Below are 17,967 nucleotides of genomic sequence, written 5' to 3'. Positions count from 1 at the left end.
CGGATCTACTCTGAGTCCGGGGAGGGGAGATCCTCCACGAGTTTCTTTAGCGCTCTGGATACGTCGTATCGGATGTCTTCAAAGATTTCCCTAGTTGAGTCCTGGGCAGACCGGAACTCCGCGGATGCCAGCGCCCAAAGAAGTGAATCGAGTGCTTGAATAGTGTTTCCTGAGGCTTGATTCGGTAGGTATACCTTCTCGTAGTACGGGTGTGACTTGCTGATTCTCACGCCTGGATTGTCACCGATGTAAGCCGGCTGGTAGAGAATCCCATCGCGAAGCTCATCGACGGCCTCGACGAAAACCCCCGACGTGGACTGCACGAAGTCAACTTTAACAATGCCATGGTCGTTCCGGATTTCAGCGGTTCCGGAACTTTCGTCCGTCGACTGTAAAGTCGCGTTTGGAATGGACTTAGATTTGTCCTTTATGGCTGCATTGGAAGGAGCATGAAGTTCGGGGTCAGTCATATCTTTGACGCGAGATCGCTGGCCGTCGCGGTACCGGGTCTCAGCTTCGCGTCGAGGCGGTGTCAGCGCCTTGAAGACAACATCTGCAAGGGCAGTGTCCAATATAATCGTTGACTTTTTGATATCTACTTGGAACGCAAGATCAAGCTCGTGGTCGAATGAGAGCTCTGCCCGGCAGAGGGTGAAGTGCGGCTCCTGCGCCCACATATTGAGCCAGTCGGGTCCGTGAATAAGGCGGTTCTCACGATAGACGTAGATGCCTTGCGTCTTATTGCCGAGGCGAGCCAGGGCTGGGGCTCCCTCTCCGTGGGCTGCTTGGAGCTCTGTCTTTCGGGGCATCACGAAGGCTTTGAGGTGCATCGTCGTTGTCTTGTCCCCCAGATCCACGGGGATAGCCACGTCAAGAAGTCTGTCAGACCCAAATCCGAAAGGGTCCCAAGCATCGATAGGTATCTGATTCAGGGAAATTTTTACATTGCTCGCCCGGGTGTCGGCAGGATCGAGAAATCGCTGAAATACCATTGCCAAGTGGTCGCGGAGGGAAGATACATGTCTCTTAATAGCGCCTTGAGCTCGGTCTCCGGCAGGATCCTTGTAGTCGCGGATCAATCGGTCGATCTTCTCCCAGCGCACAACGGTACCTGTCCCTACGGTGTGCCTCTCCAGCAAACCAGCATCAATGGGGTCAGCCTTGGAATCGACGGATACTTGCCACCCCTGGCTTGGGACAAGGTCCAAGTCCCAGATAGCCGTGGCGGCTGGGGTACCGTTTCCTGATTTTGAAGTTAGCTTGAGTCGCCGTGCGAAAGAAGTGGAGGCAGTCTTGAGTCCTAGGCCGAATTTACCAAGGCTGGATGGATCGGGACGCCGCGCTGATCCGTATTTGAGAGCATTCACCAACCCGTTCCGATCCATTCCGACTCCATTGTCGGTGACGCTGAAGCGCACATTCCCTCGGGGGTCGAGTTTGAGTTCGACAGAAATAGAGTCGGCACCCGCGGCAATTGAATTATCGACAATGTCAGCAACGGCTGTGTTCAGAATGTATCCCGTGTCTCGCAGCGACTCAGTGATGCGTTCGGGATCGGGTGTGACTTCGAATAGTTCAGCAGACACTATTTCTTCCTCCTTGAAACGGCACTCCATGTGCCGGAGAGTCTGATTGTTTCATAGACGAAAGACGATTCTTGGACCGTCTCGACAGGGTGTGAACCTGAACTTTCGTGCGTCTCGGCTAGTGCCTTTGAGTGGACTATCTCGATCGTCCATCGTCCTGTGATTGTTCGACCAAGATGCAACGTATCCCCGACCGAGACTTCGTGCTTCTTGAAGTAAGGTGTTAGGCCGGTCAGCCGGTACTCGTTCCGAGTGGAACGACCATGAAGTTTCCCGTTGTAGTAGATAAAGTTCAGCGGCCACTCATCTATGCCGCCGGTTTCTCTGAATAGAAGCGCCTGCCTTGGATTGTATTCAGCCGCATCGAGGGAGGGAAAGAACGACAGCATGGCATCTTGTCTCGGGACAGCAATGCCCGCTTGGTGGGAGCCTGTCGTACCTATGTCATTGGGTGTCAGCACTTTGCTCACAGAAGTCGTCAACCCAACCGTCATATCGCACTCTCCTTTGGACTCCTCATGATCATTTCTTCAAGTTCGAGGTTACTCGGTAATTCCTCGGCCCCTTTCAACCCATGTGCAGAGAGAACTCGTTTTGCGTGGACACGTTCCAACATCAACTCTTCGATGGTGTCTTTATAATAGAGGGAATAAACAAATACGGGTTTGCCTTGGCCTCGTCTATATGAGCGCGCGGATGCTTGGTCGATGGTTGCGGGGTTCCATTCTGGGGTGAAGTGGATGACGTAGTTAGCCGCCTGAATATTTATTCCGACTCCAGCAGCTTTTGGATTGAGCACCAATATTGCAGGGCCCGCATAACGCGTAAATTCATCGATTGTCGGCTGTCGTGCACGGATTGGAACCTGGCCGTCGAGTCGAGATACGAAGGCAGAGGGAAAGCGGTTCTGTAGATCCGATTGAATCTCGTCGATGGTCGATGTGTAGGAGGCGAAGAGGAGGACTTTACAGTCGCGGCTGAACGCTTCGGAAATGATCTGTAAAGCCTGCTCGTACTTGGGGTTTCCGGTGGTTATAGGTGGGAAGCTGCCGTCCAAACACCGCAAAGTTGAGCAAATTTGTCGAAGGTAGCCGACCTTGGCTAAAGGGGGTATCGACCCGTCGAGTCGGATTCGTTCGTACTCTAGCGCGAGCAAGTTGCTGACGTGGATTGGTACCACAGAGTCGGTCCGCGTCGGAAGGTCACCGGCAACGTCGGTCACTCTCCTCCTGATAATCAGGGGAGCTACTCTTCGGCCCAGCTCGAGAGCGGCGTGAGCCTCGTCCGGATAGTGCCTTTTGAAGTCGTCAAGAGACGAAAGATGATCAGGGGCGACTAGCGCCATGATGGACCAAAGGTCGGTGAGCGAGTTCTCTATTGGTGTGCCCGTAATTGCGATGATCGTTCTTGAATCGAGACGTTTCAAAATCTGAGACCGCTGAGCTAGAGGATTCTTGACATTTTGCGCTTCATCAACCGATACCGACATCCATTTTATCGCTCGCAGAAGAAATTCATCACGAATCATAAGGTCAAATGACGTCACTACGACATCGAAGCCCATTAGAACCGACGGATCGCCTGTTCGTTTGGAACCCGTGTGTTCGTACGTGCTGAGATGGGGCGCAAATCGACTGAGCTCTCGGCACCAATTCGCCGTTGTAGACGACGGAGCTACGACCAATGATGGCGATCCACTGTTCTTTGTCATCCATGACATCAGGCCGATTGCTTGGATGGTCTTTCCTAGGCCCATCTCATCGGCAAGTAGACAACCTAGGTCTTGGGCGGCCATAGACGTGAGTTTTGCTATTCCCGTGGCTTGATAAGGGTACAAAGCGGCATCAACCAGCTGGCCGGGCGTACTCCGCACTTCGTCCGCCCTCGGCTGAACCACCACTCCAGGGTGTTCACCCTCGAAGTAATCGACGCCAAGATCGCTATGCCAGAGCAGCCACATTTCCTGCGCTTCGCTGAGTTCCAGTAACAGCTCAATTCCATGGGATCTAAGGGCTTTTGCCGTACGTTCGGTGTGATCCTGGCCGGTGGCGAACCATTGATTTCCGATAATTATTTGGTCCGCCGTTGGCCAATAGTCCAAAATAGGTTGACCAGCGGCATTTATTACGCGCAGAGCAACGCAAGTTCGTCCGGAGGCTGTGGAAAGCAGGACCGGCTGAAGCTCCAGCAGGTCGGCTGATAACTCCAGATGTGGCAGGTCGGACGACGGCCTGTTGCACTCGCTGCCCGCAATCTCGTTGAGGCCCTCGTATTCGGCCGACCAGACATCGATTCCTTTGACATCGACGACGCCAGACGCAGTCCTGAGCACCAACCTTTTGCCGTCAACGGTCTCCCATGTCCCCCCAATAGTCATTGCCTACGACGCCTCCGCTAGCCTATTTTTCGTGGCCATGATATCGAGATGCTGAACCATCTGTGTTGCCAGTGACTCTATGACGGGTACGACGACTGAGTTGCCGAACTGACGGTAGGCTTGCGTGTCGCTGACTGGGATCCGGAACGTATCAGGAAAACCCATGAGGCGAGCACATTCACGGGGGGTGAGCCGCCTCGGGTTCTCTCGCGGACCCCGCGATACGAGTATTTCGGACCCATCTTTGTGGTACCGAGCTGATAAGGTCCTGGTCGTGTTGCGGGGCTCTACAAGTCCGTAGCCAAATCCGTTGCCGGCAAGACGATGCTTTTCTGCGTAGGCCTGCAGGTACGACCAAAGATTGTCACTGAGAGTGTACCGATCGATTACTCCTCCAGTATCAGTATCGACATACGGCAGGTCCGCCTCCCCGGGGTTGCTCTCGGGGTGCAGGATCTGGCCCACTTCACCAACTCGATTTTGGGGCTTAATCATATTCCAGTCCCAATCGACTGAGGATTCAAATCCGACAATGTAGATTCGTTCTCTGTGCTGCGGTACGAATCCCTTTGCATCAACGACCTTGTACTGGACTGAATATCCCAGGTCTTTCTCAAGAACTTCTTTGATTACTGCAAAAGTGCGGCCCTTGTCGTGGCTAATTAGGTTTTTGACGTTCTCCAGCAAGAACGCTTTGGGTCGTTTTTTCTCTATTAGCTCCGCAACATTGAAGAATAGCGTTCCTTGTGTCTTGTCCAAGAATCCGTGATCACGTCCTAGCGAATTTTTCTTAGAGACGCCAGCTAGGGAGAAGGGCTGGCAAGGAAAGCCAGCGGCAAGTATTTCGTGGTCGGGGACGTCGGCGGCGTTAACTGAGTTAATGTCACCTAGGACCTGGTGACGAGAGTCGTGGTTGGCCATATATGTCTTGACGGCGAACTTGTCCCATTCACTCGTGAAGACGCATTCGGCGCCGGCGCGTTCGAGCCCGAGTCGGATTCCGCCAATCCCGGCAAAAAGGTCGACGAATCTGTACGTGCCAGGGGTGCTGGGAACGTCTGTAGGCCAAACGCCGTAGAAGCTGTCCAGCGCGGGGGCCAACAGAGCAGGAACCGGGGTTGTGTCAGCAATCCACCGCTCCACAGTCCTCGTGGAGTGCCCGAGTACTTGGGCGACCTCGCGGGTTCCATGTAGTTTCGCAAGGGTAGTGAGTCTCTGACGTGTTGCCGCGGATAGTTCGCTCTTCATAGTCATCTATTCTGGGCCCATGATCCGACATAATGTCGCAAGACGCTCCCAGCGTCGGCGTAACATTCGGTGATGCGCGTCTCGTAGGCGAGCAGGGGGAGATCGCGGTGCCAGAACTCCGTCCAGCCAGCGCCGCGAAACCATTTGACTTGGGTGAGACCCAAGGCGTCCCATCTGGTGTTTCCGCGGTAGCAGGCTAATGCATAACCTAGCTAGTCAGCAGACGGCGGCCGAACGCTCCTCCTGGCGGCTCGACTTATTAATCTCAGGACCCGGCCAGGAATCAACCACGAGCATTGTTGAAAACGGTTGTTATTAACTGGTCAACGTCCAAAGCTGTTCTTGGAAACGGCTTTCACTGTCAGCTACTGCCTGCCGACGGTCCAAAAAGCGTGTCAAAACTTTCGTGCCATCTCCGCAAACAAGTGTGGTCTAACCGACCTCCAGCCAGGATCCGTGCCGCGCCTGGCCGTGGTGCTTGCCTGCGCAGGCGCAGGCGCAGTCGTCCCCCTCTGCCGTTCGATAGCGCCGGTCGCTCTTCTCGGTTTGGCTGTAGTGCATGCAAATATCCAGGCGGCCATCACGAATGGCGATCGACTCTGCGACCTCAGTCAAGTGTTGTTCGGTTACTGGTTCAATAACCTGCCCAACCCGGTTGCCCCCTCCTCCGCCTCTAGCCAATTCGGCCGTATGGCTGCTCCGGCAGCATCCTCGAGTCGGATGCTGACCTAAAGTTGCAGGGAGATGCGGTGACGATGCCGCGTGCTGGAGCGCTAGCAATCCGCGCCTCGGCCTCGAAGAGATTTCGTTCACCTGCGGGCCGACGAGCGTGGTGTGCTGTCACATTGCAAAAAACTAGTGGTGGGGGATCGCCGAGAAATGATAGAACGAATAATCGTCCGAGGATATCGCTTGATCCGCGATTTCGAGATGGAACCGAATGCGGGTCTGAACATAGTTGTTGGTGGCAACGAGGCTGGAAAGTCGACGCTGTTGGAGGCAATTTCGCTCGGTCTGACAGGTCGGGTCAACGGCCGACGCGCTGAGGAAGAGTTGAACCCATACTGGTTCAACCGGAACATGGTGGATGAGTATTTTGCAGCCATCGCGGCGGGTGAGTCCCCCGCGCCACCTGAAATCCTCATAGAACTGTATCTGGACGACACGACTCCGGACGTACAGATGCTCCGCGCTGTTTACAACTCTCGCGCTCAGGATGCTCCGGGGGTGAGCGTGCGCATCATGCCATCGCCGGACTACGCCCAAGAGTTCTCGGCGTACATTCAGGCCGAGAACCGACCCGACATCATTCCTGTGGAGTACTACGAAGTGGTGTGGAAGGACTTTTCCGGCGCATCGATTCAACGTCGGCCCAAGGGCCTGGGAGTCTCGTTCATCGATGCTCGAACGATCCGCTCGAGTTGGGGCATGGATTACCACACGCGCGAAATGCTGGGCGACTTCGTAGAAGCGAAAGAGAGAGCAGCTATTTCTGTTGCGCATCGGAGTGCGCGCCACGAGATTTCTGCGACTGCACTCGCCAGTGTCAACAAACGCATCGCGGCCCAAGGAACCAGGCTGCACGACAAGAACCTTGGACTCCAGATGGATCAGTCGGCGGGCGCCTCCTGGGAAGCCAGCATCGTGCCCCACGTTGGTGACGTCCCGTTCGCTCTGTCGGGGCAGGGGCAGCAGGCTGCGATAAAAGTCGCTTTGGCGATGAACCGCTCGGCCGCTGACACTTCCTACGTGTTGATCGAGGAACCGGAGAACCACCTTTCGCACACCAGCCTCACTCGTTTGATTGCTCGTATCGAGACGCTCGCGGGTGGACGGCAAGTATTCATCACGACCCACAGCTCATACGTCCTCAACCGCCTCGGACTGGATAAGCTCCGTCTGCTCCATGCCGGCACTCCGACGTCGTTCTCTGCCATCTCCCAGGACACGGTGCGCTACTTCAAACGCCTGTCAGGATTCGACACATTGCGCATCGTCTTAGCTGCCAAACTCGTTCTTGCTGAAGGACCGTCCGACGAGATGCTCTTTGAGCGAGCGTTCGTTGACAAGCATGGAAAGACGCCCAGCGACGCGGGCATCGACGTGATGTCAATGTCCGGAGTTGCCCTAGCTCGGGCGTTGGAGCTGTCCGCGGTCTTGGAACGGCAGGTAGCCGGCATCCGAGACAACGACGGCAAACCGCCGACGCATTGGGAAAGCAAGGTGGCACAGTACCTCAAGCTCGGGAAGCGACAGCTTTTTATCGGCGATCCCGCGCTCGGGAAGACCCTCGAGCCCCAACTGCTTCATGTCAATGGCGATCCGACCTTGCGTGCGCTCTTTGACATTAAAGACACGACGAAGACCACGCTTGACTGGATGACAGACCACAAAACGGAGAGCGCACTACTGCTCGCCGAGTCAACAACAGCTATCACGTACCCCAACTACCTGATGAACGCTATCGAGTTCGTCGAATGAACCGGCTCACCCTTGCGGTTGCTGGTTCCCGTAAGACGCAATCAATTGTTGACGCCTGCGCTCTGGGTGCACCCGAGAAGCGCCGTCTCGTAATCACGTTCACGCAGACCGGGCAAGCCGAGCTCGAACGTCGCCTCAAAGCCGAGTGTCCGCCAGGATCCGCCCCAGAGGTGCTGGGTTGGTTCGCGTTTCTCCTGAGTCATTGTGTCCGTCCCTACTTGCCATTGCTGTTCCCGGATCGGCAGCTGCGTGGCCTCAACTTCGACGGGAAACCTGTTGGTGGCCGATACGCAACCGGCGTCACACGCTACTTTGACGCTGGAGGTCGCGCATACAAGCTGCACCTGTCCAAGCTGGCCTTGGACGTCCTTAAGAAGAGCGCAGGTTCAGTCACGGACCGGATCTCCCACATCTACGACGAGATATACATTGACGAGGTTCAGGATCTGACCGGATGTGATCTTCACATCCTTGAGCAGCTCATGCGGGCCCAGTCTACGGACCTTCATATGGTGGGCGACGTCCGGCAATCGGTGTTCGATACCAATCCCGAGGATCCCAACCTCAGGAAGTATCGAGGCGTCGCGATGCTGAACTGGTTCGCGCTGTACGAAAAGACGGGGCTACTCGATGTCTCACAGAAGGTCGAAACGTGGCGTTCGAATCAAGCCATTGCCGACTTCTCCGACCATGTCTTTCCGGCCGAGTTCACGTTTGCTTCAACAGTCTCACGACAGGATGCGACGACCGGCCACGATGGCGTGTTTGCCATCACCGCCGCCGACCTGCCTTCGTACATGCGCCAGTTTCAACCACAGCCTCTGCGGGAAAGCAAAACCATTGCTCGAAGCTCCAATTTGCCGTTTCGGAACTTCGGCAAGGTCAAAGGACTCACCTTCGACCGCGTGCTGATCTACCCGACGGGTCCAATTACCAAGTACCTGACGGATGGGACGGAGCTCAAGCCGAAAACCGCGTGCGGCCTGTATGTGGCAGTCACGCGCGCAAAGCACTCCGTGGCGTTCGTCGTGCCCAACCCAACCGCGACAGGGCTCACACCGTGGAGCGCCAGTGCTTAGTGTGACTTAGATTGACCCGCTAGATTGGGCGACTGCAAGGCGACAGAAGTCAGAGGCCGGAAGTTGGCGAAGGGCGATCTGTCGCGTAACTGAGGTGGGTCCGTAACTACATGGGTTACGTGACAGCCAGACGGGAATTCCTGGTAGCTACGAACAATCCACATCTTGGGGCCTAGCAGGGGCGTCTCGCTGAGTCGGAGCAACAACTTCGAATGAAGAAACGATTGTTCACACATAAATCTCGCTCGGTGGCGGGTTCGAAGCGCTTCTTAGAAGTCGACGCCGTGAGGGTCTTAGTCGCGTCCTCCGCGGCAAATCGGAGCGCGATCGGATCGAACAGCAAAACGATGTGTTGGGAACTGGGTGTGCGCTTCGCTTGGCTCTACCGAAGTATTCAAGCGTGCCTTCCCGGGCGACGAATGGCGTCAGCCCAGCGGACGTGCGCCCAGACGGTGGCCTCCTCCGCTCGCGACCGCAGCTCTCTTCCAACGACTCCGCTTCACCGAAGCGTATAGATGAGCCTCCCGGCCTTGACAAGTATGATCCCTGCAAACATGCTTGAGTTACCCGGAAGCCTTATCAATCGCTTTCAACCCAGGAGCGTCAGTGCTGCACATTACCGTCACTGCCAAGAAGTCTGTCAATCCTGAACAGGACGGTCTCGGCCGCCCGTACGTCGGTTATGAAGCCGGCATGACCCAGGATGAAATGTACGAGGCAAACCACGGCGAATGGGCGATAGGTGTCCGCGGTCAGAATGAGCGGTACGCACTGTTCTCCTTCGGACGGACGGTTATCCAAGCCGTAGAAATCGACTCACTGGAACGCACTACTCTGTACGGGCGGGATCCCGAGGAGAAGCGCGATGACCGCTATACGATTCACGGCAAGATCCTCAGCAAGGGGCACCCGGTCTTTGACAAGTACGTCGGCAGTGCGACCCCAGTCAGCATCGCCCGGAACCCCGTTCGGTACTTCGAGGACGCTGAATTTGACAGCGTAGCCGGACGGCCTTGCCGGTGCGGATGCGGTGAGATTTCGACCGGAGGCGACTTTGTTCCTGGTCACGATCAGAAGGCCATCCACGAGCGCATCGCGCGGATCGGGACTGTCGCCGAGTTCCTGGACTGGATGGACGTTGTTCGGCCGGCTTCCCTCAGTCGCTAGGACTAGAAAGGCACGCTGAAAGTGCGGTTGGTTCCGGCAAACGATCACCGGATTTGTTGGACAACTAGGACGCAGTATTCCCAGAACGCCCAGCCGGGCAGACCCGGCTGGACGTTCGACTGGCCCAACCACAGATGTGCCCCGGCACCCAGTGGCGGTTCGCGTCGCTGGTGAGGACAACGGAATTGCGGTCGTCCGCTTCAATCCAGCCTTGGGTGATGCGGGCGGCGCGAGGCGGCGAAGTTGTCCCGTCCATGAAGACGTGGTCGATCTGGGCGCGGCGTGCCTGTCTTTGAAGAAGACCTCAGTTGGCCGGCAAATTGATGTGGCTGCCTAGAACGTCTTTGATGTGGTCGCGCAGAAGCTTACTCCGCTGCTCGAAGAAGTCATTGAAATCCCGGACGTCCACGGGCAATGTCGGCAGCTTGTGGAGTTCCATATGCGTGCCAACATGTTCTGGTGAGTACCTAGACCTCAACCAAGTCGCGGGGTCGACGTCGGACTTGCCAATGTTTTCGGGTCCCTCGAGTAGCTCTAGATTGGCTAACATGTTGGTGCGCTGCTGTATGAGTTCAATTTCGTGGTCAGTTAGGCCAGCTTTCTTGAGACGGGGTCTGGCCAATAGAGCTCGAGGGTACACATGATCTACATGGTGAACATTTCTAGTGTTTACATGCGGAAACAGTATTGCCAGTGCTGCAAAAGTTCGTTGGTGCCCGTACGCCAGGCTAAGGAGATCATCGATTTCTTCATCATTCATGATGAGCGACTTGTTTCTTGCAGCCATTCGTTTCTCGATTTCGGCGACCGGATAACCGCCACCGGAGGCGCCGTCAATGGCACTGCGAAGGTCCCGCAGCAATGTATCCAGTCCTGCGCCCCATATCCCGCCGCTGACCTGACTGCGAAGCACCCATGATTTCAGCAAGGATCTGTCACCCCTATCTACGTTACTGGCGCGGTAGCTCTCCGAGAGCTGGCGCGTATGAACGTAATACGCGACCGGAATCAGCACCGAGGCGGCCGGCAACGTTTGCGATGATAGACCGAAATCGTAAAGCAGCTCAGTTGCTAGGGCCAGCGAGGCGCTGATTCCGTCCCACTCAGCTTCTAGCCGATCCATGTTTTCTGCGTTGAAGTTTTGGACTTTGAAACTAAAATCGGTGATGCCGGCAAGAACAAGGCCAGCTTTGAGGATCAAGTCTCGACGAAAATTGAAACCTGCCCCGATCCTGTTTAGACGATCAATCAGCGTGTTTATTTCCTTGCGTGCATCGCGAGTCTCCCATTGTGCAGTCGCAATCGAAAGCAGGAGGTCGGAGTGGGAAAGAACTGCACCCTGGGAGTTTACCCGAACGAAGATGTCGAGGACGCGCTCAATTTCTTGGGATTCCTCCTGATAGAAGGTAATGGATTGCTCTGTGTGTACCGCGCGGTGAAGCTCGTACACGCGCCTTCCTGCAGCCGCATCGTTACCGAGGCCGTGGTTGATCAGTAACTCGTGAACTTTCATCATCTCTATGTCGAAAACTTCACTGACCGGGATAAGTTGGCAGTCGCTGGTGCGGCTCGCGGCAACAGCCTGCTTCTCAGTCAGCATTCTGAAGTCGAATTCGCGGCCTCGCTCGTCCTGCTGAAGCTCGGCGAGTGCATTAAGATACAAGCGGCGCACAGGATATGAAGAGCCTTTTCCAACCCACTTGCCGGGGGTTCGGTCGGCAAATGATCCGCGGAGCCCAATGTTGAGAGCTGTGAGTCGTTGCTGGCCATCTAGCACCGCGACGACGGATTGTGTAGGTAGATCGAGCTGCTCATTATGTGGAGTATCCCACTCGTGAAAATTTCTCATGAAATCATAGAATTTGAACAGTCGTGAAGTGTCCGGTTCGACTTTCCACGAGAGGAACTGCCCGATTGGATATCCCCGCATGATTGAGTCAAAAAGCATCTCGATTTGAGAAGCATCCCATACAAATTCGCGTTGTATCGCAGGAAGGACGAGTTCCTTTTTCTGGATATCATTCAAAACTCGTTTAATGGTTGTTGACGGCTGGAACGGCACAGTATCTCCAATGAAAGTGGGACCTTGACTTGATTGTGCCAAACTCCGATCTGTTTCTGGCACAGGCACGCAAAAAATAATTTGTGATCTTGGTGTTCGCGTTGCCGTGCTGTTGTTGTAGGACGTCAAGTGCGGGCTCCAAGCCTCGCCGGATTCGCGGTAGTCGACCTTGAGGTCGTTGCCTCAGCTCCGGTGCACGTCGCCGTAAGCGAACGGGTCCCCACTTGCGGCGACCTCGAACTGCTCGGACGGTTCTGGAGTAACGTGCTCGGCGACCTCGAGCTGGACCGCAGGACGGTGCGATCGAGATCGGGCCTCCTGACGCAGGGTTCGGCGGTATGCAGCACACGATCGTCCTAAGCCCCAGCAACGACCTGCGGACTGGAAGACTCCCTCTGCACATTGACGTCGATCCCGTGGACCGGGACCGGGACCAGGACGCGGAGCTGGAGCGCTTGCTCGCCCAGGGCGCCCATCCTGCCGACGTCGGGCAGAGCGGCGATGAGCAATGGCACGTCTTGGCACGATCGGAGGGCAACGGGTTCTACCTCCTGCGCAGGCGGCAAGACCCCTGATCCGATTCGGCAACGCCGCTGGCCTGCACGGCAGATCCGACGGCCAGGTCCAGCTGGTCCCGCAGCAGCTGCACCGCCAGGACACCAGGTCGGCTATGCAGGGAAAGCGGCTTACGCCCCCAGCGCCTCCCCAACCCGCCCGTCACACATCAGCCGCAGCACCCGCGCTCATGGACGTCCCGCCGTCGTGCGTTCCCAACAGGGCCTCCGCCACCCGCACGGCGCACGACACCATCCGCAGCGTGTCCTCACTGAGGGTGTCCAGCGGCCCCGAGACTCGAGCACACCCAGCAGCCGGCCCGTGGCGGGGGCTGTGATGGGCGCCGCCGTGCAGGCCCACTCGTGGTGGGTGCGGACCAGGTGCTCGGCGGAAAACAACTGCACCGGCCGGCCGGTGACCAGCGACTCGCTAACGCCTGCCGATCCCTGCCTAAGACCAGTCGGCCCTTCGGAGAACTCCAGCCGGTCAGCCCTCCGCAGCACGTCCGGGTTGCCCACCCGCCACAGGATCTCGCCGAAGGCGTCAGTGAGCACCAGCCGGTGCTGGCGGTAACTGGAATCGTCGGCCAGCAGGCCGTGCAGCTGCCGCCGGCTGTGCTAGTCCGGGCTGATGCCCAGCGCCATGGACCGCCGCCAGGACTTCGCCAGCGGCATGGGGATCTCCGGGCGCGGGACGCCTGAGATGACTAGCACGTGCGCGCGGAGCGGGCACTGACTCGATAATCAGCCGAGCACGCAGCGGCGCTTGATCTCATTTGAAAAGCCCAGACGGCGTGCCTCAAACAGTTTCAGGCTGTCAAGGCGGTAACGCGCGTACGTTGGCAGGTCGGAGGGCAGCGCTGGCGATTCGGAGTTGTCGAAGGGGAGTAACAAGCGCACTGCACCACCCTCATCCAAGAAGTCGCCCAAAACGAAATGATCGACGTATCCCTAAAGGAGCCGAATAGCTCGAAGAAGTCCGCATGACGGTCAATGGTTAAAGCCAAGGGACTCGTGCCACCATCGTAAAAGCGCCGGATGGCTTCGAGAGTCAAGTCCCATCGGTCCTGTATCCGCGGATGAATGCCTCGAGTTTGGTTGAGACCGCCGCGCGAGACTGGGAAGACCATGAAGCCGCAGATGGTGTACGAGCGTCGCAGAAACACGTCATTGACCTTATCGGGCAGTTGCGCGTAGAGGCGGTGAAGTTTCCTTCGATGCCGCGTCGCAATCGTGTCGCTTCCGAGGACGAATCTCGTGCCGTTCGCTTGGTACACAAGATACGGTGACCGGGTGCGTCCGGCATGGAGTTCAAACGGTCGCCCATCAGGCAGAGGCTTGCTCCATGGGAGCTGGTGGTACCGCCGGAGTGTGGGACTGTGACTCTCGGGGTCCCTACCCGCCGGAGTGTCCTTGAAGAAGTTGTAGTCGACGTCAATCTCACAAAGATCCTCCATGGGGTGAAATAGCAGAGGCTGTGGCAAGCGAGCGGCTGCTGCCCTGGACACGCCGCACGTATTCGGTGCTGGATCTGACCGGCGGCACCGGGGTAGACGTCGCCTTCGAATGCGCCGGGGTGAATGCGGTGCTGGACACCATGCTCGACGCCGTCCGGCCCGGCGCCGTGGTGGTCAACGTGTCCATCTGGGTGGTCCCGTCACCATCGACATGCAGAAGCTGGTGCTCAAGGAGATCGACCTGCGCGGCACCATCGCCTACGTCCACGACCATCCGCGGTGATCAAGATGGAGCAGGCGGGCAAGGTGGACGTCAAGCCGCAAGTGCCGCTGTCGTCCTTCCCCTTCCTTCGCCTGGGGCGCCGTTGTAGTGTCGTGGCGTGATCGTCCCCGATATTTCCCAGAACGCCGTGGCGGTCGCGGATCACTACGACGAGCTCGATCCCATTTACCGCCGGGTGTGGGGCGAGCATGTCCATCACGGGCTGTGGACGACGGGCCGCGAGACACCCGGCGAGGCCGTCGAGGCGCTCGTGGATACGGTCGGCGACAGGCTGGGCCTTCTGCCCGGCCAGGCGTGCGTCGACATCGGCTGCGGCTACGGCTCCACCGCAAGGCGGCTCGCTGTGACGCGCGGGGTCCGCGTCACCGGCTTCACGCTGTCGACTGAGCAGGCCCGCTACGCCGCCGCGCATGCCGCACCGGAGGTAGACATCCAGGTCCGCGACTGGCTTGTCAACGGGCTGGCCGATGCCTGGGCCGATGCCGCCTGGGCGATCGAGTCGAGCGAGCACATGGTCGATAAGCCCCGGTTCTTCGCCGAGGCGCACCGCGTGCTCCCGCCCGGCGGCCGCTTCGTCATTTGCGCGTGGCTCGCCGAGACCGGTGCCAGCGGATGGAAGGTCCGCCACCTGCTCGAGCCGATCTGCCGCGAAGGGCGCCTGCCCTCGATGGGCACGCGCGAGGAGTACGAGGAGATGGCAAGGCAGGCCGGCTTTACGGTCACAGGCTATGAGGATGTCAGCCGCCGGGTCGCCCGCACCTGGCCGATCTGCGCCGGCCGCCTCATGAAGGCTTTGTTCACCGACCGCGGGACACGGCGGCTCGCCCTGGGCGCACGCAACCGCAGCTCGTTTCTGGGCATTCCCCGCCTGATCCTCGCCTACCGCACCGGAGCCATGCGCTACGGCATATTCACGCTTACCAAGGCTGGGGAGAACGGGCAGTAACCAGGCGCACACCGCAGCGGCGGGTTGATCGCGAGCAACCTGTTGGAGCTCTGCCTCAGGGCAGCGGCTGCCGTTCGCCCACGCTGACGGAGGACGGCGGCGGTGCGTACTCACGCCGTCGTCGTTCCATCCCGGCGCTGCTGGCCCGGCGATGGGATCCGGGCACGCTTGGCGCGGTTGCACCTGGCACAGGCCGCAACGAAGTTCTGCAGACTGGTGGAACCGCCCTCAGACCGTGGGTAAAAGTGGTCGCCGTGCTCGGCCGGGCGGGGCGCAGCGACGCCCGAACCCGGCTTCCAGCTCGCACCGGTCGCCTGCGCGGGCCATGCCTTCGCGGCGCTGCTGGCGCGTGAAACGGCGTGCAGGATCCCGGCGCCGGACGTCCCGGCCGGTGATGACGGCGGCGGCAACTTGAATCCTGAATCCGCCATCCTGCACCAGAGCCGCATTGTTCGTCGTATCTGGCCCTGCAGAGCTCAAGGCCCGGATGGAAGGGCTGCAGACCCGTGTACGAACTGCAGGCGAGCAACCACACCCCAGTCACCCGGACTGCCGTGGTTGGGCACAGCCGATACGTCTGCACCCAGCCCCGACAGGCCGCCGTCGACCCCTCAAACGCTCTATCATTTAAAGCAGGTTTCCTCAGGACCCTCTCGCACTTTAGCCGCCCGGCCAGCGTCGGGCACCCTGCCTCCAGTGAGTGCCGCTACTCCCGTTCCCGGCACGGACAGCCAGCCGCGGAGACTACAGCGTCTCGGGAATCGGCCTTCCCGGGAAGAGTGTCGCGTACTGCTTGCGGTACATCCTGCGGCCGATGAGGCGGTAGCCGAGACGGGCGGGGGCAGGAATCTCCGCAAAGAATATCTCCCTTCTGTCTTCGGGCGGGTTCGTCGCCAGAATCATTCCGAGGTAGGTGACCAGGAACTTCTTGTCGTGCTGCTTGACCCCGTGCTGAATCATCGCTTTCAGTTCCTCTTCCGTCATCACCCGGTCGACGGCGGGCATCACCTCGGTGACCTCGCGGCGCAGATGCTCCTTGAGAACGGACTGCACGTCTTCGTAGCCTTTTGCGAGGGCTTCCCTGTCCTCTGCGTCTGCGGTCTGCATCCAACGCCTACGGACGGGCTCGATACTCTGCACGCGTTCTCGAATCCGCCCGTGATGGTCAAGCATCTGCTCTACGTGTGGCGTACTTGCCGGTGCCCGCTCGGCCAGTTGCGGGTACATGAGCAGGTCCTGGCCCTCCTGGTGGATCAGGAGCACCTTGTCGAAGTTCCCGAGCACTTCCCCCACGTAGGCGGCGCGGGAGGTGTCTCCAGGGGCGGTGGAACGCACCAAGTTGGGCGCCTCTCCGTAGGCCCAGAGGAGGAAGCGGTGAACCCGCCGAATGCCAGTGGAGCCTGACGACAGGACCGGTCCCGGTGGCACAGGAACTGCGGTTTCGCCGGGATGCATGGTGAAGAAGTCGGTCATTTTGGTGATCTCCATTTCCAGAAATCAGACGAGACCCCCGTTCCCTCCGGGAGCATTCCAGGAAAGCTGGGCCAGACGGCGGATCAGCCGCGGTCTACGCCGCCATCCCCGGCACCGTACCGGATTGGGTCTCGGTCACATTGTGGTGGTTTTGTCCGGGCGTGCTGAGGACGCCGGTATGCGCCGCGGGCTCCTGATCGGACGAGCAGTTTATGACCCGCGGGAGTGCCCGGGCGCTGCACGGGAGGTGAGCACTGCGGGCTTCAGGATGACAGCTAAGCCTGCCATGGAGACAGGTTACTACTTATGTAGTGGAGATGTCACTACTTTTGTAGTATGGAGTATGTCCACTCGCGCACGGATCCTGGAAGCTGCCGTAGAGCTGCTTGGCACGCAGGGCCTGAAAGCCCTCACCCATATCAGGGTTGATGTGCTGGCAGGGGTTCCGAAGGGTTCGACGTCGAACTATTTCCGCACTCGTGCCGCGCTCCTGACTGGGGTGGTCGAGTGGCTTGCGGAACAGGACCTGGCCGAGCTGGTCAGCCCGCCAAGCCCGCCGGCTGATATTGAAGCCTTCGTCGCTCTGCTGGCCCACGCCGTCGAAACCGCAACCACCGCATCCCGGACCCGGACCATTGCCCGGTATGTCCTCTTCCTCGAAGGCACGCACAACGAAGACGTCCGCCGCCCCCTGCTCGCCGGACGCGCGCACTTCCGGTCCTTCGTCGAAACCACAATGGAGCGCCTCGGAGCGCATGATCCCGGGGCGGCGGCGACTGCCATCATGGCAGTGGGCGAAGGCATGATCATCCAGCGGGTGACTGTAGACCCGGATGCAGACGTGCTCGCACCGATTGATGCCGTCGTACAGGCGTTTGTACCGCGTCGGCACAACCGGGCATCGGACTGATACGCCGCCTGGCGCTGATACGGCGCACCGTCGATACCCTCGACGCGCCGTCGCCAACGCCCCGGAGGAGCGCCCCGCGTCAACTAGCATTGCCCCAATTGGCCAGCAACGGAAGGAAACCGTGTCATGCACTATGTCGTCCTGCAGGTGATTCTTAAAGAGAAACTCTGGGGAACCGGCTCGGGCAACCTGACCGCCCTGGAGAAGACGATCAACGATCAGGCCGCAAAGGGCTACCGACTCCACACCATCACCACCGCGAGTAGCGGGAGCAAGGGAATGATCGGCGGCGGTGACCGCATCCAGGCAACTCTTGTGTTCGAGAGCCTCGGATAATCGCACTC

General features: G+C 58.6%; 13 protein-coding genes and 3 pseudogenes. 8 read left to right on the top strand and 8 right to left on the bottom strand.

What is annotated here, in order from left to right; translation table 11 throughout:
• Positions 1 to 5: 5 nt before the first annotated feature.
• Genes V9L17_RS01755 through dcm form a run of 4 tightly spaced genes read right to left on the bottom strand, consistent with a single transcriptional unit; the run spans position 6 to position 5,211 of the window.
• Entirely contained in the window at positions 6 to 1,586 is a 1,581-nt protein-coding gene (locus V9L17_RS01755) for an ATP-binding protein (protein ID WP_337350217.1), read from the bottom strand.
• On the bottom strand, positions 1,586 to 2,080 hold the full coding sequence (locus tag V9L17_RS01750) for an EcoRII N-terminal effector-binding domain-containing protein (RefSeq protein ID WP_337350216.1): 495 nt from the start codon (positions 2,078 to 2,080) through the stop codon (positions 1,586 to 1,588). Before V9L17_RS01750 ends, V9L17_RS01755 begins: the two co-directional genes overlap by 1 nt.
• Entirely contained in the window at positions 2,077 to 3,963 is a 1,887-nt protein-coding gene (locus V9L17_RS01745; RefSeq protein WP_337350215.1) for a DEAD/DEAH box helicase, read from the bottom strand. The genes V9L17_RS01750 and V9L17_RS01745 overlap by 4 nt, the downstream gene beginning before the upstream one ends.
• 3 nt (positions 3,964 to 3,966) lie before the next feature.
• A complete protein-coding gene (gene dcm, locus V9L17_RS01740) occupies positions 3,967 to 5,211 on the bottom strand; it encodes a DNA (cytosine-5-)-methyltransferase (RefSeq protein ID WP_337350214.1) in 1,245 nt (414 codons plus the stop codon).
• A gap of 879 nt (positions 5,212 to 6,090) precedes the next feature.
• On the opposite strand from dcm, the gene V9L17_RS01735 reads away from it, so the two are divergent.
• From V9L17_RS01735 to V9L17_RS01725, 3 genes are all read left to right on the top strand, one after another.
• Positions 6,091 to 7,692 carry an ATP-dependent nuclease gene (locus tag V9L17_RS01735; protein ID WP_337350213.1) on the top strand — a complete coding sequence of 534 codons (1,602 nt, stop codon included), beginning with the start codon at positions 6,091 to 6,093 and terminating at the stop codon, positions 7,690 to 7,692.
• Positions 7,689 to 8,771, top strand: a complete 1,083-nt coding sequence (locus V9L17_RS01730) for a UvrD-helicase domain-containing protein (RefSeq protein ID WP_337350212.1) — start codon at positions 7,689 to 7,691, stop codon at positions 8,769 to 8,771. Before V9L17_RS01735 ends, V9L17_RS01730 begins: the two co-directional genes overlap by 4 nt.
• Positions 8,772 to 9,377: 606 nt before the next feature.
• Positions 9,378 to 9,938 (top strand): hypothetical protein, encoded by a 561-nt coding sequence (locus V9L17_RS01725; RefSeq protein WP_337350211.1) that lies wholly within the window; start codon positions 9,378 to 9,380, stop codon positions 9,936 to 9,938.
• Between the two features lie 304 nt (positions 9,939 to 10,242).
• On the opposite strand, the gene V9L17_RS01720 is transcribed toward V9L17_RS01725, so the two are convergent.
• Positions 10,243 to 12,129, bottom strand: coding sequence for a DUF262 domain-containing protein (locus V9L17_RS01720; protein WP_337350210.1), 1,887 nt, complete (start codon positions 12,127 to 12,129; stop codon positions 10,243 to 10,245).
• A 63-nt stretch (positions 12,130 to 12,192) separates the two neighbouring features.
• Between V9L17_RS01720 and V9L17_RS01715 the strand changes: the two are divergent.
• A pseudogene (locus V9L17_RS01715) lies at positions 12,193 to 12,575 on the top strand (VOC family protein).
• A 723-nt stretch (positions 12,576 to 13,298) separates the two neighbouring features.
• On the opposite strand, the pseudogene V9L17_RS21260 reads toward V9L17_RS01715, so the two are convergent.
• Positions 13,299 to 14,011: pseudogene (locus V9L17_RS21260) on the bottom strand (DUF6994 family protein).
• A 65-nt stretch (positions 14,012 to 14,076) separates the two neighbouring features.
• Here V9L17_RS21260 and V9L17_RS01705 point away from each other — a divergent pair.
• Together V9L17_RS01705 and V9L17_RS01700 are read left to right on the top strand one after the other, a co-directional pair.
• Positions 14,077 to 14,332: pseudogene (locus V9L17_RS01705) on the top strand (zinc-binding dehydrogenase); the annotation flags it as partial.
• Between the two features lie 59 nt (positions 14,333 to 14,391).
• Positions 14,392 to 15,240 carry a class I SAM-dependent methyltransferase gene (locus tag V9L17_RS01700; RefSeq protein WP_337350208.1) on the top strand — a complete coding sequence of 283 codons (849 nt, stop codon included), beginning with the start codon at positions 14,392 to 14,394 and terminating at the stop codon, positions 15,238 to 15,240.
• A gap of 110 nt (positions 15,241 to 15,350) precedes the next feature.
• Here the strand turns inward: V9L17_RS01700 and V9L17_RS01695 are convergent, their stop codons facing one another.
• A complete protein-coding gene (locus V9L17_RS01695; RefSeq protein WP_337350207.1) occupies positions 15,351 to 15,671 on the bottom strand; it encodes an HNH endonuclease in 321 nt (106 codons plus the stop codon).
• 313 nt (positions 15,672 to 15,984) lie between these two features.
• Positions 15,985 to 16,728, bottom strand: coding sequence for a hemerythrin domain-containing protein (locus V9L17_RS01690; RefSeq protein WP_337350206.1), 744 nt, complete (start codon positions 16,726 to 16,728; stop codon positions 15,985 to 15,987).
• 328 nt (positions 16,729 to 17,056) lie between these two features.
• Between V9L17_RS01690 and V9L17_RS01685 the strand changes: the two genes are divergently transcribed.
• Together V9L17_RS01685 and V9L17_RS01680 are read left to right on the top strand one after the other, a co-directional pair.
• On the top strand, positions 17,057 to 17,623 hold the full coding sequence (locus V9L17_RS01685; RefSeq protein ID WP_337350205.1) for a TetR/AcrR family transcriptional regulator: 567 nt from the start codon (positions 17,057 to 17,059) through the stop codon (positions 17,621 to 17,623).
• Between the two features lie 126 nt (positions 17,624 to 17,749).
• Entirely contained in the window at positions 17,750 to 17,959 is a 210-nt protein-coding gene (locus V9L17_RS01680) for a DUF4177 domain-containing protein (RefSeq protein ID WP_337350204.1), read from the top strand.
• Positions 17,960 to 17,967: the final 8 nt, after the last annotated feature.

Origin of the sequence: Pseudarthrobacter sp. CCNWLW207 (assembly GCF_037203945.1) — a bacterium.
Classification (GTDB): Bacteria; Actinomycetota; Actinomycetes; order Actinomycetales; family Micrococcaceae; genus Arthrobacter.
The sequence above is the reverse complement of the archived record's forward strand: the minus strand, read 5'-3'. Positions and strand labels throughout refer to the sequence as shown.

Excerpts from the sequence above, each read along its gene's own strand:
- V9L17_RS01750 (WP_337350216.1), bottom strand. The coding sequence starts at position 2,080 with ATGACGGTTGGGTTGACGACTTCTGTGAGCAAAGTGCTGACACCCAAT.
- V9L17_RS01735 (WP_337350213.1), top strand. The coding sequence starts at position 6,091 with ATGATAGAACGAATAATCGTCCGAGGATATCGCTTGATCCGCGATTTC.
- V9L17_RS01680 (WP_337350204.1), top strand. The coding sequence starts at position 17,750 with ATGCACTATGTCGTCCTGCAGGTGATTCTTAAAGAGAAACTCTGGGGA.
- V9L17_RS01690 (WP_337350206.1), bottom strand. The coding sequence starts at position 16,728 with ATGGAGATCACCAAAATGACCGACTTCTTCACCATGCATCCCGGCGAA.
- V9L17_RS01695 (WP_337350207.1), bottom strand. The coding sequence starts at position 15,671 with ATGGCGGATTCAGGATTCAAGTTGCCGCCGCCGTCATCACCGGCCGGG.
- V9L17_RS01730 (WP_337350212.1), top strand. The coding sequence starts at position 7,689 with ATGAACCGGCTCACCCTTGCGGTTGCTGGTTCCCGTAAGACGCAATCA.
- V9L17_RS01685 (WP_337350205.1), top strand. The coding sequence starts at position 17,057 with ATGTCCACTCGCGCACGGATCCTGGAAGCTGCCGTAGAGCTGCTTGGC.
- V9L17_RS01745 (WP_337350215.1), bottom strand. The coding sequence starts at position 3,963 with ATGACTATTGGGGGGACATGGGAGACCGTTGACGGCAAAAGGTTGGTG.
- dcm (WP_337350214.1), bottom strand. The coding sequence starts at position 5,211 with ATGAAGAGCGAACTATCCGCGGCAACACGTCAGAGACTCACTACCCTT.